Source organism: Calidifontimicrobium sp. SYSU G02091 (genome assembly GCF_022631395.1).
Taxonomy (GTDB): Bacteria; Pseudomonadota; Gammaproteobacteria; order Burkholderiales; family Burkholderiaceae_C; genus Calidifontimicrobium; species Calidifontimicrobium sediminis.
The window spans coordinates 46,117-58,623 of record NZ_JALBGB010000009.1 but is presented as its reverse complement, the minus strand read 5'-3'; the positions used below and the strand labels follow the sequence as shown (position 1 = coordinate 58,623).

At 71.6% G+C, this 12,507-nt stretch carries 9 protein-coding genes; all 9 read left to right on the top strand.

All coding sequences use genetic code 11. The annotated features are described in order from the left end of the window. Positions 1–404: 404 nt before the first annotated feature. The 9 genes from MOJ79_RS19160 to prsT all read left to right on the top strand — a co-directional run bounded on the left by MOJ79_RS19160 (position 405) and on the right by prsT (position 12,348). Positions 405–941 carry a tetratricopeptide repeat protein gene (locus MOJ79_RS19160; protein ID WP_442863102.1) on the top strand — a complete coding sequence of 179 codons (537 nt, stop codon included), beginning with the start codon at positions 405–407 and terminating at the stop codon, positions 939–941. A gap of 233 nt (positions 942–1,174) precedes the next feature. Next, positions 1,175–2,026: an exosortase-dependent surface protein XDP1 gene (gene xdp1 / locus MOJ79_RS07985; RefSeq protein WP_241923675.1), complete on the top strand. Its 852-nt coding sequence runs from the start codon at positions 1,175–1,177 to the stop codon at positions 2,024–2,026. Between the two features lie 202 nt (positions 2,027–2,228). After that, positions 2,229–3,344 (top strand): bifunctional 3,4-dihydroxy-2-butanone-4-phosphate synthase/GTP cyclohydrolase II, encoded by a 1,116-nt coding sequence (ribBA, locus tag MOJ79_RS07980; RefSeq protein ID WP_241923674.1) that lies wholly within the window; start codon positions 2,229–2,231, stop codon positions 3,342–3,344. Further along, positions 3,341–3,805, top strand: a complete 465-nt coding sequence (gene ribH, locus MOJ79_RS07975; RefSeq protein WP_241923673.1) for a 6,7-dimethyl-8-ribityllumazine synthase — start codon at positions 3,341–3,343, stop codon at positions 3,803–3,805. Before ribBA ends, ribH begins: the two co-directional genes overlap by 4 nt. After that, positions 3,802–4,290 (top strand): transcription antitermination factor NusB, encoded by a 489-nt coding sequence (gene nusB, locus MOJ79_RS07970; RefSeq protein WP_241923672.1) that lies wholly within the window; start codon positions 3,802–3,804, stop codon positions 4,288–4,290. Before ribH ends, nusB begins: the two co-directional genes overlap by 4 nt. Before the next feature lie 279 nt (positions 4,291–4,569). Further along, positions 4,570–5,952: a TIGR03013 family XrtA/PEP-CTERM system glycosyltransferase gene (locus MOJ79_RS07965; RefSeq protein WP_241923671.1), complete on the top strand. Its 1,383-nt coding sequence runs from the start codon at positions 4,570–4,572 to the stop codon at positions 5,950–5,952. 78 nt (positions 5,953–6,030) lie between these two features. Beyond that, on the top strand, positions 6,031–8,145 hold the full coding sequence (gene prsK / locus MOJ79_RS07960) for an XrtA/PEP-CTERM system histidine kinase PrsK (protein WP_241923670.1): 2,115 nt from the start codon (positions 6,031–6,033) through the stop codon (positions 8,143–8,145). 13 nt (positions 8,146–8,158) lie between these two features. Beyond that, positions 8,159–9,529, top strand: a complete 1,371-nt coding sequence (gene prsR, locus MOJ79_RS07955) for a PEP-CTERM-box response regulator transcription factor (RefSeq protein ID WP_241923669.1) — start codon at positions 8,159–8,161, stop codon at positions 9,527–9,529. A gap of 35 nt (positions 9,530–9,564) precedes the next feature. Then, complete coding sequence (gene prsT, locus MOJ79_RS07950) at positions 9,565–12,348, top strand: XrtA/PEP-CTERM system TPR-repeat protein PrsT (protein ID WP_241923668.1); 2,784 nt, start codon at positions 9,565–9,567, stop codon at positions 12,346–12,348. Positions 12,349–12,507 lie beyond the last annotated feature (159 nt).

Here is a 12,507-nt window from a genome sequence, read left to right as displayed (position 1 = left end):
GGCCGCCGCCCGGGTCGCGCTGGCGCGCGGCGAGGCCGCGGCCGCGCGCAGCCACCTGCAGCGCGCTGCGACTTCGGCAGGCTACAACGTGCCGCTGCTCAGGCAGATCGCGGCGCTGCAACTGCAGGCCGGTGCGCCGCAGGCGGCGGCGCACCGGCCTGGACAAGGCGCTCGACGAGCGGCCGGACGACACCCCGTTGTTGGTACTGCGCACCGCAGCCGACATTCAGCTCGGCAACCTGGCCGCGGCCGAACAGCGCGCCCGTCGCGTCCTGGCGAGCCAGCCGCGCTCGGGGCTGGGGCACGCGCTGCTCGGCGACGTCGCCGCCGCTCGCGGCCAGCGCGATGCGGCGCTCGCAGCCTATCGACAGTCGCACGAACTCGAGCGCAGCTCGGCCAGCCTGATGCGCGTCTTCGCCGCGATGGCGCCGCGCGACACCGCTGGGGCCCTCCGCTTGGCCGAGCAGTGGCTCGCCAGTCACCCGGGCGACGCCGTGGTCTGGCGCGCGCTGGCCGACACGCAGCTCAACGCCGGCCAGGTCGCCGCCGCCCGCCGCAGCTACGAGGCGCTGCTGAGGCTCAGGCCCGATGACGCCGACGCGGTCAACAACCTCGCCAACATCCTCGTGCAGCAAAGCGACCCCGCCGCGCTGCCGATGGCCGAGCGCGCGCTCGCGCTGGCGCCGGGAACCCCGCACATCGTCGGCACCGTCGGCTGGGCGGCGTTCAAGGCCGGGCAGACCGACCGCGCGGTGCAGCTGTTGCGCGACGCGCGGCTGCGCGACCCGTCCAACGGCGACACGCGCTACTTCCTCGGCAGCGTGCTCGCGAGCCTGGGGCGCGACGCCGAGGCACGGGAGGAACTCAATGCGGCACTGGCCGCCGGGACGGGTGGCCAGCACCGCGCGCAAGCCCAGCAACTGTTGGCCACGCTGAAGTAGCCCCGAAGCCCGCCGTCCAAGGCCGGGGGCCGTGCGGCAGCCGCTGACGAGGCATCGGGCGACTGGCGCCGGCAGTGCGTCCGCCTTGCGTGGCCGGCGTCGACAAGGCGCGAGGCACCGGATCACGGGGTATCTGGATCTGTCGGCGCGGCTTACACTCCGTCACGCCTGAGCTGGATTCGAACTGCAAGTCCACGTCAGGCAAAGACTTTTCACCGTGGCCCGCTGATTGCTTGAAGCTGCCAAAGCCCGCTCTTGCGGCGAGCACCGCGATCCAGAAGGATTCCATCATGCCGAGCTTGCGCCTTGCCTTCGCCGCCCTCGTGATCGGCTCTGCGTTCGCCGCCCCGGCGATGGCCCAGACCAAGACCTGGAGCTTCGGTGATGCCACTTCGCCCGGCTCATGCTCGATCAACAACGGTTCGTACGGCAACGTGGCCAGCTGCACTCAGCAACCGGCCGGGACGGTCACCGACTTGACCGTGCGTGCCTACAGCTCGACGGGCACTGGGACCGTCTATGAGACAGCAGCGCTGAACTATTGGGGCCCTGATTCCGGGTTCGGTGTCTACAACCAGCTTGAAGGCACCAGTGTGGGATCCCCCAATCATTCGATGGACAACAGCACCAGCGTTGGCGCCATCGACATGATGTTGCTGAGCTTCACCAGCGCCGAAATCCTCAAGAGCGTCACGATCGGCTGGTCCGGCACCGATGGCGACTTCCAGGTGCTGGCTTACACCGGAAGCGCACCGTTCTCGACCGACTCGATTGTCGGCAAGACGGCTGCCCAGATGCTGACGGGAGGCTGGTCGCTGGTGACGACGGTCAACGGCGCCGGCAACATCTCGACACCCGATCTGAATTACGCGGTCAACGCAGGCAAGGTGTCGTCGAGCTACTGGCTGATCAGCGCCTTCAACAGCGCCTTCGGAGGATCGGGCGCAACCACGGGCGTTGATGCAATCAAGGTGCTGGCTGTCACGACGCAAGGCTCCACGAACGTGCCGCTGCCCAACACGCTGGCCCTGGCCGGACTCGGCCTGTTCGCCATCGCACGCATGCGCCGCCGTCAATCGATCTGAGGTGCAGCGGCGCGTTCGCCGCCGGGACTCAAGACGACAGCCCGACCCCGATCGGGCTGTTCGGCTTCTTGCCGCCCCTTCGCCGACCCGAAGCCATGGGCTCGCTCTCGCGCGAGTCGGCTGCCGTGCCGGTGGTGACCGTCCGGCAGGCTGACGGACCGCCTCGGGCGGCGACTTGCACCCGCCACCTACAATCCACCCCATGATTTCCCCCATCCCCGAGCTGGTGGCCGAGCTGGCCGCCGGCCGCATGGTGATCCTCGTCGACGAGGAGGACCGTGAGAACGAAGGCGACCTGGTGCTGGCCGCCGACCACGTGACGCCCGAGGCGATCAACTTCATGGCCCGTTTCGGCCGCGGGCTGATCTGCCTGACGCTCACGCGCGAGCACTGCCAGCGCCTGCAGCTGCCACCGATGGCCGCGCGCAACGGCACCAAGCACGGCACCGCGTTCACCGTCTCGATCGAGGCCGCGCAGGGCGTGACCACCGGCATCTCGGCGGCCGACCGCGCGCACACGATCAAGACCGCGGTGGCGCGCGACGCCAAGCCGAGCGACCTCGTGCAGCCGGGCCACGTGTTCCCGCTGCAGGCACAGGACGGCGGCGTGCTGATGCGCGCCGGGCACACCGAGGCCGGCTGCGACCTCGCGGCGATGGCCGGCTGCACGCCCGCAGCCGTGATCTGCGAGATCATGAAGGACGACGGCACGATGGCGCGGCTGGACGACCTCGTCGTCTTCGCGCGCGAGCACGGGCTGAAGATCGGCACCATCGCCGACCTGATCGCGTTTCGCAGCCACAACGAGTCGCTGATCGAGCGCATGGGCCGCCGCGTGCTCGTCACGCCGTGGGGGCCGTTCGACTGCACCGTCTTCAAGGACCGCACCGGTGGCGTGCACCTGGCGCTGGCCATCGGCCAGTGGAGCGGCGCCGACGAGGTGCTGGTGCGCGTGCACGAGCCGCTGTCGCTGATGGACGTGCTCGACGCCGGCAGCAGCCCGCACTCGTGGCCGCTGCCCGAGGCGCTGCGCGCGCTGCAGTCCGAAGGCCGCGGCGTCGCCGTGCTGCTCAACGCCGGCGACGACGCCGATGCGCTGCTCGCGCGCGCGCTGCCGGCCAGCGCCGCGCCGGCGCCGCGCGGGCAGATGGACCTGCGCACCTACGGTGTGGGCGCGCAGATCCTGCGCCAGCTGGGCGTCGTGCGCATGAGGCTGCTGGGCCACCCGCGCCGCATGCCGAGCATGACTGGCTACGGGCTCGAGGTGACCGGCTTCGTCGCCGGCCCCGCGGCCGCACTGCAGCGGGCCGCGGCATGAAGCACGCCGACCAGGGCCGCGCCGCGCGGCTCGACGGCTCGCGGCTGCGCGTGGGCATCGTGCGCGCGCGCTTCAACGACGCGATCACCACCCGGCTGCTCGACGCGTGCCGCGCCGAGCTCGCAGCGCTGGGCGTGGCGGCCGACAACACGCGCGTCGTCGAGGTGCCCGGCGCGCTCGAGGTGCCCGTCGCGCTGCAGGCGCTGGCCGAGCGCGACGAGTTCGACGCGCTCGTCGCACTGGGCTGCGTGATCCGCGGCGAGACCTACCACTTCGAGCTCGTGGCCAACGAGAGCGGCGCCGGCGTCACGCGCGTCGCGCTCGACCACGGCGTGCCGGTGGCCAACGCCATCCTCACCGTCGAGGACGAGGCCCAGGCCTGGGCGCGCGCCGAGGACAAGGGCCGCGACGCCGCGCGCGTGGCCGTCGAGATGGCGCTGCTGCTGGACGACCTGCGATGACCACCGAGCCCACCCCCACGCCGCCGCCGCGCAGCGGCCGCCGCGCCAACCCGCGCCACGCGCGCCGGCGCGCGCGCGAGTTCGCGCTGCAGGGCCTGTACGAGTGGCTCGTCGGCAAAGCCGACGCCGGCGCGATCGACGCCCACGTGCGCGAGCAGGACGGCTTCGCGCACTGCGACCGCGTGCACTTCGACGCGCTGCTGCACGGCTGCATCGAGCAGGCGGCCGACCTCGACGCGCAGCTCGCGCGCCACGTCGACCGCAAGACGAGCGAGCTCAGCCCGGTGGAACACGCGGCGCTGCTGATCGGCACCTACGAGCTGCGGCACTGCCTCGACGTGCCGTACAAGGTCGCGATCAACGAGGCGGTCGAGCTGGCCAAGACCTTCGGCGGCACCGACGGCCACAAGTACGTCAACGGCGTGCTCGACAAGGTGGCCGCGGACCTGCGCCCGGCCGAGGTGCGGGCGGCGCGCGGCGGCTGATACCCGCAGACGCGACGCGGCAGCGAGCCGCGCCACCGCCCCAAGGCTACGCCGTCTTGCGCACACGGCCTGTGACCATGCCTTCGTGACTGGCGTGTGACCATCGTGTACCAGTGCACGGTTCGTCTAGCGGGCACCCATTCGCGGGGATGACGCACGCGGACCCGTCCTGCACGATCCGCTCGCATCGAGTGTCAAGTGCACCGACACCCCGCGGGGTGATCCAGGGCACCCGGGCAGCCCCCAAGGCGCCCCGCGACGTCCGCAGTCAAGCCGTCAATGATCCGCATCTTCAACCACTACCTGCACCGCCGCACGCTGCTGCAGGTGATGATCGACCTCGGGCTGATCGTGGCGCTGGTGCTGGCGCTGAGCCTGGGGCCGCTGGGCGATGCCGGCCAGGGCATCGCGCTGCCGCTGCTGGCGGCGCTGGTGCTGGCCGCGTGCGTGTTCGTGATCAACTCGGCCACCGGCTTCTACGAGTACGCGCACAACCGCACGCTGCTGCAGTCGCTCGCGCGTGCGACGGCGGGCATCGTCGTCGGGCTGCCGCTGGCGTGGCTGATCTTCGGGCTGCTGCCGGCGGCGGTGCCCGGACGCGAGCTGATGCAGCTCGCGGCGATGGGCGGGGTGGCCGCCGTGTTCGGCCAGCGCGTGTTCTTCTCGCACTCGAAGGCGCAGTCGCTGATCCGCACGCGCATCCTGATCTATGGCGCCGGCCCCGCGGCGCAGCTCGTGGCGCAGACGCTGACGCAGTCGGACCCGCACGCCGAGATCGTCGGCTTCGTCGTCGGCCCGAACGAGACCGAGATCGCGGTGTCGTCTCACGAGATCCTGAAGTCCGACCGGCCGCTGTCGGAGCTGGCGCGCGACCTGCGCGTCGACGAGATCGTCGTCGCGCTGTCGGAGCGCCGCGGCGGCAGCATGCCGCTGCGCCAGCTGCTCGACTGCAAGCTGTCGGGCGTGCGCGTGCTCGACATCTCGGCGCACTTCGAGAAGTCGCTGGCGCAGATCCGCATCGACCACGTGCACGCCGGTGCGCTGATCTTCGGCGAAGGCTTCAACCAGGGCTGGCTGCGCACCGTCGTCAAGCGCGTGTTCGACGTCGTGTGCGCGCTGGTGCTGCTGTCGCTGGCGCTGCCGGTGATGGTCGTCACCGCGATCGCGATCAAGCTCGAGTCGCGCGGGCCGGTGTTCTACCGCCAGGTGCGCGTGGGCTACAACGGCAAGCCGTTCGAGGTCATCAAGTTCCGCAGCATGCGCAGCGACGCCGAGGGCGACGGCAAGCCGCGCTGGGCCAAGGCCAACGACGACCGCGTCACGCGCGTCGGGCGGCTGATTCGCAAGCTGCGCATCGACGAGCTGCCGCAGCTGATCAACGTGCTGCGCGGCGAGATGAGCCTCGTGGGCCCGCGCCCCGAGCGGCCCTACTTCGTCGAGCAGCTGACGCAGCAGGTGCCGTTCTATGCGGTGCGCCACAGCATGAAGCCCGGCGTCACCGGCTGGGCGCAGGTGCGCTACCACTACGGCGAGTCGGTCGAGGACGCCAAGCGCAAGCTCGAGTACGACCTGTACTACGTGAAGAATCACTCGCTGTTCCTCGACCTCGTCATCATCCTCGAGACGATCGCGGTGGTGCTGACGGCGCGCGGCTCGCGTTGACGCCGCCGGTCCTGCTCGGGCACTTCGGCGCGCTGGCGCCGTGCGGGTCGCCGCGGCGCCGGCCCTAGACTTTCGGCCATGGACACCGCCGCCACCGACCTGACCGGCTACGGCTTCGCCGTCGCGGCGCTGCTGTACGCGGCGTTCGGCGCCCATCTGGCCTCTACGGGGCTGCTGAAGAAGTCGCAGCCGGCGGCGCCGTGGACGTTCCTCGGCGCCGTCGCGGCCACGGCGCTGTGGGGCGTCGTCGGCGCGGTCGAGATGTGGGTCACCGGCGACGCGGCGGCGCCGTCGATCGTCGGCGCCGACCTGGCGCGGCACGCGCTGTGGTTCGGCTTCCTGCTCGGGCTGCTGCACCCGGGCACGGGCGCGCGGCCGGCGTGGCGGGAGTTCGGCATGCTCGGCGTGGCGGCCGCGGCGCTGATCGTGGCGGCGGGCGCGCTGATCGCCCTCGATGCGGCGCGCGTGCTGCACCCCACCTGGCGCCTGCGCGTCGAGCCGCTGCTGCTGCTGGGCATCGCGGTGCTCGGCCTGATCCTCGTCGAGCAGCTGTTCCGCAACCTGCCCGAGGACTCGCGCTGGAGCGCCAAGCCGCTGTGCCTGGGGCTGGGGCTGCTGTTCGTCTACGACATCTACCTGTACTCGCAGGCGGTGCTGTTCGCGCACCTGGACGGCGACGCGCTCGCGGTGCGCGGCGTCGTGCACGCGCTGGCGGTGCCGCTGCTGTTCGTCGCATCGAAGCGCCACGCGAACTGGATCGCCAAGCTGCGCGTCTCGCGCGCGGCGGCGTTCCACTCGGCGACGCTGCTGCTGGCCGGCGCGTACCTGCTGTTCATGTCGGCGATCGGCTACTACGTGCGCTACACCGGCGGCGAGTGGGGCCGCGCGCTGCAGATCGCGCTGCTCGTCGCGGCGCTGGCCGCGCTGGCGGTGCTCGCGGTGTCGGGCACCGTGCGCGCGAAGCTGCGCGTGTTCCTCGGCAAGCACCTGTTCCACTACCGCTACGACTACCGCAAGGAGTGGCTGCAGTTCACGTCGCGGCTGACGGCGACCCACTCGCCGCAGGAACTGGGCACGTCGGTGACGCACGGGCTGGCCGACCTCGTCGAGAGCCCAGCCGGCGCGCTGTGGCTCAAGAGCGCCGACAGCCGCGCCTTCGTGCAGGCCGCGGGCTGGAACATGCCGCCCAGCGCCGCGCGCGAGCCGGCCGACTCGCCGTTCGCCGCGTTCCTGCTCGAGCGCGGCTGGATCGTCGACCTCGACGAGTGCCGCGACCGGCCGGCGCGCTACGACGGCCTCGTCGTGCCCGACAGCGTGCGCAGCGCGCCGCAGGCGTGGCTCGTCGTGCCGCTGATCGTCGCCGACGCGCTGATCGGCTGGGTCGTGCTCGCGCGCGCGCGCACGCCGCTCGAGCTCGACTGGGAAGTCACCGACCTGCTGAAGACCGCGGCGCGCCAGGCCGCGGCCTTCCTCGCGCAGATGCAGGCCACCGAGGCGCTGCTCGAGGCGCGCAAGTTCGACGCCTTCAACCGCATGTCGGCGTTCGTCGTGCACGACCTGAAGAACATCGTGACACAACTCTCGCTGCTGCTGAAGAACGCGCAGCGCCACCGCGACAACCCCGAGTTCCAGCAGGATATGCTGGCCACGGTCGAGAACTCGCTCGACAAGATGCGCCAGCTGATGCTGCAGCTGCGCGAGGGCCAGGCGCCCGCGGCCGGCCGCCCGAGCGGCGTGGACCTGGCGCCGATCGCGCAGCGGCTGGCGGCGATGGCGCGCGAACGCGGCCGCGAGGTGGAGGTGATGGTGATCGACCGCGTGATGACCCGCGGGCACGAGGAGCGCGTCGAGCGGGTGCTCGGCCACCTGGTGCACAACGCGCTCGACGCGACGCAGCCCGACCAGCGCGTGTGGCTCAAGCTCGAGCGCGCCAGCGGCCAGGCGCGCATCGAGGTCGGCGACACCGGCTGCGGGATGTCGCAGGAGTTCGTCAACACCCGCCTGTTCAAGCCGTTCAGCACGACGAAGAAGACCGGCATGGGCATCGGCACGTTCGAGAGCTTCCAGTACGTGCAGGAACTGGGCGGCAAGATCGAGGTCGACAGCCGCGAAGGTGCCGGCACCGTCGTCACGCTGCTGATGCCGCTGTTCGACGCCGGCACCGAGGACCGCCCGCTGGCCCTGCAGGCCTGACCCCCCGCCCCCGATGAGCGCCACCAAGCCCCCTCCGCTGCTGATCGTCGAAGACGACCTCGCGCTGCAGAAGCAGATCAAGTGGTCGCTCGACGGCTGGGAGTCGGTCACCGCGCACGACCGCGACAGCGCGCTGGTGGCGATGCGTCGCCACAACCCGGCGGTCGTCACGATGGACCTCGGGCTGCCGCCCGACCCCGACTCGACGTCGGAGGGCTTCAAGCTGCTCGAGCAGCTGCTCGATGCCGACCCCAACGTCAAGGTCATCGTGCTGACCGGCCAGAACGACCAGGCCAACGCGCTGAAGGCCATTGCACTGGGCGCCTACGACTTCTTCGCCAAGCCGTTCGAGCCCGAGCTGCTGAACCTGACGATCGCGCGCGCGTACCGCGTGTGGGAGCTGCAGACCGAGAACCAGCGCCTGCAGCAGATGCACCAGCCCGACGCGCTTGCGGGACTCATCACGCGCGATGCGGCGATGCTCAAGATCGCGCGCACGATCGAGAAGGTCGCGCCCAGCGACGCCACCGTGATGCTGCTCGGCGAGTCGGGCACCGGCAAGGAGGTGCTCGCGCAGGGGCTGCACCAGGCGAGCAGGCGCAAGGGCAAGTTCGTCGCGATCAACTGCGCGGCGATCCCCGAGAACCTGCTCGAAAGCGAATTGTTCGGCTACGAGAAAGGTGCCTTCACCGGCGCCGCGAAGACGACGCCGGGCAAGATCGAAACCGCACACGGCGGCACGCTGTTCCTCGACGAGATCGGCGACCTGCCGGCGGCGCTGCAGTCCAAGCTGCTGCGCTTCCTGCAGGAGCGCAAGGTCGAGCGGCTCGGCGCGCGGCAGGAGATCCCGATCGACGTGCGCGTCGTCTGCGCGACGCACCAGGACCTGCAGCAGCAGATCCGCGACGGCCGCTTCCGCGAGGACCTGTACTACCGGCTCGCCGAGATCGTCGTGCAGATCCCGCCGCTGCGCGAGCGCCAGGGCGACGCGGTGCTGCTCGCGCACGCGTTCCTGCGCCGCTTCGCGCAGGAGCAGCGCAGGAGCCTCGCCTTCACCGACGAGGCGCTGACCGCGATCGACCGCCACCCGTGGCCCGGCAACGTGCGCCAGCTGCTCAACGTCGTCAAGCGCGCGGCGATCATGGCCGAGAGCAACCGCGTCGGCTGCGACGACCTCGGGCTGCCGGCGCCGGCCCCCGCCGACCCCGCCGCGGCCGACGCCGACACGCTGGACCTGCGCACGGTGCGCGAGCGCGCCGAGCGCGCCGCCGTCGTCGCCGCGCTGGCGCGCACCAACGACAACATCGCGAAGGCGGCCGAGCTGCTCGGCGTCAGCCGCCCGACGCTGTACGACCTGCTCAACCGGCTGGCGATCAAGACCTAGCCGCCGCCGCACCGACACCCGAACGGACCCACCCGATGCGCACGCCCCGCCCCCTGATCGCCGCCCTTGCGGCCGCCGCGCTGCTTGCCGCCTGCGGCGACTCGAAGGACCCGCAGGCCCTCGTCGCGTCGGCGCGCGAGTACCTCGCGAAGAACGACCACGCCGCCGCGATCATCCAGCTGAAGAACGCGCTGCAGGCCGACACCAACTCGGCCGAGGCGCGCTTCCTGCTCGGCCGCGCGCTGCTGGCCAGCGGCGACGCCGCCGGCGCCGCCGTCGAGCTGCGCAAGGCGCGCGAGCTCAAGCACCCCGACAACGAGGTCGTGCCGCTGCTGGCGCGCGCGATGCTCGCGCAAGGCCAGTTCAAGCCGCTGAACGACCAGTTCGACGACGTGCGCCTCGACGACCCGAAGGCGCAGGCCGACCTGAAGGTCACGCTGGCCAACGCCTACGTCGCGCGCGGTCTGCCCGAGCAGGTCGACGCCGCGGTCAAGGCCGCGCTCGCGGCGCAGCCCGACCATCCCGGCGCGCGCGTGCTGCAGGCGCGGCGGCTGGCCGGCCAGCGCGACGTCGACGGCGCGATGAAGATCGTCGACGAGGTCATCGCACAGTACCCGCAGGACGACGGCGCGTGGAAGTTCAAGGCCGACTTGCTGCTCGCCGCGCGCAACAACCGCGACGGCGCGCTCGACGCGTACCGCAAGGCCGCCGGCTTCAACCCGCGCAACCTCGACGCGCACGCTGGCGCGCTGGCGATCCTGTTCACACGCAACGACGCCGCGCAGGTCAAGCCCCAGCTCGAGCAGCTGCGCAAGGTCTACCCGAAGCACCCGCAGACGCAGTACTTCGACGCCCAGCTCGCGTTCCTCGAGCGCGACTTCAAGAAGGCGCGCGAGACGGTGCTCGCGCTGGTCAAGGTCACGCCCGACAACGTGCGCGTGCTGCAGCTGGCCGGCGCCGTCGAGCTGCAGGCCGGCTCGCCGCTGCAGGCCGAGACCTACCTCGCTCGCGCGCTGCAGCTCGCCCCCGATCTGCCGCTGGCGCGGCGGCTGCTGACGCAGGCGTACCTGCGCAGCGGCCAGGCCGACAAGGCGCTCGAGACGATCGGCCCCGCGCTGAAGGCGCCCAGCGCCGATGCGGTCACGTTCGCGCTCGCCGCCGAGGCCCACCTGCTGGCGGGCAACGTCAAGGAGGCCACCGACTACTTCGGCCGCGCCGCGAAGCTGAACCCGACCGACATCCGCAGCCGCTCGGCGGTCGCGCTGGCCGACATCTCGCGCGGCAACGTGGCCGACGGCTTCGAGCAGCTCGAGGCGCTCGCCGCCGAGGACAAGACCGGCACCACCGCCGACATGGCGCTGATCAGCGCGCACTTGATGCGCCGCGAGTTCGACGCGGCGCTCAAGGCCATCGCCGGCCTCGAGAAAAAGCAGCCCGACAAGCCGCTGGCGCACAACCTGCGTGGGCGCGTGCTGCTGGCACAGAAGAACACCGACGCGGCGCGTGCGAGCTTCGAACAGGCCCTGAAGCTCGATCCGGTGTACTTCCCGGCCGCCGCCGCGCTGGCCGCGCTCGACCTGGCCGACAAGAAGACCGACGCGGCGCGCGCGCGCTTCCAGGGCATCCTCGCGAAGGACGCGAAGAACGTGCCGGCACTGCTCGCGCTGGCCGAACTGAGCGCGCGCACCGGCGGCAGCAAGAACGAGGTCGGCAAGCTGCTCGCCGACGCCGTCGCCGCCGCCCCCGACGCGGTGCGCCCGCGGCTGCTGCTGATCGAACACCACCTGCGCAACAATGACATGCGCGCCGCGACGACCGTCGCGCAGGCCGGTGTCGCCGCACAGCCCAACAGCCCCGAGCTGCTCGACGCGCTGGGCCGCGTGCAGATGGCCGCCAACGACCACCAGCAGGCGCTGGCCACGTTCAACAAGCTCGCGAGCCTGCAGCCGCAGGCGGCGCAGCCGCACCTGCGCGTGGCGGGCGTGCAGCTGGCGATGAAGAACGAGGCCGCGGCCCGGCAGAGCCTGGACCGGGCGCTGAGGATCACGCCGAACCTCGTGGCCGCCCAGCAGCAGCTGATCGCGCTGGACATGGCGGCCAAGAAGCCCGACGCGGCGCTGGCCACGGCGCGCACGGTGCAGAAACAGCGCCCCGGCGAGCCGGTGGGCTTCGTCTTCGAGGGCGACATCCACGCTGCGCAGCGCAACTTCGACGCCGCGGCTGGCGCCTACCGCACCGCGCTCGCGAAGGCACCGAACCAGAGCGAAACCGCGGTCAAGCTGCACTCGACGCTGCGCGCGGCCAACAAGCCGGCCGAGGCCGAGCGCTTTTCGGCCGGCTGGATGAAGGACCACCCGAAGGACGCGCGCTTCCTGTTCCACCTCGGCGACCTGGCGCTGTTCCAGCGCGACTACGCCGGTGCCGAGGCGCGCTACCGCGCCGCGCTCGAGATCAACCCCGACAGCGCGATCGCGCTGAACAACGTCGCGTGGACGATGGCGCGCCAGGGCAAGCCCGGTGCGCTCGAGTACGCCGAGAAGGCCAACCGGCTGGCGCCGAACCAGCCGGTGTTCATGGACACGCTGGGCTACGTGCTGTCGGAAGCCGGCCAGCACGAGCGCGCGATCGAGGTGCAGCAAAAGGCCGTCGCCGCGCAGCCCGACACGCCGATGTACAAGCTGACGCTGGCCAACATCTACATCAAGGCCGGGCGCAAGGCCGACGCCGAGAAGACGCTCAACGAACTCGCCGCGCTGGGCGACAAGTTCAGCGGCCAGGCCGAGGTGAGCCGGCTGCTCAAGTCGCTGAAGGAAAGCTGACGCGCGCGGCGCGGGCGCGGGGCGGCCGCCGGCCGCCCGCCTCAAGTCGGGGTCGGAGGCGGCCGAAAACCCGACGGGCGGTCCGCACGCCGCCCGTCGCGTCACCGATGGCCCGCCTCGCCCACCCCTGCCCCACCCGGCACCCGTGCCGCGGTGCCG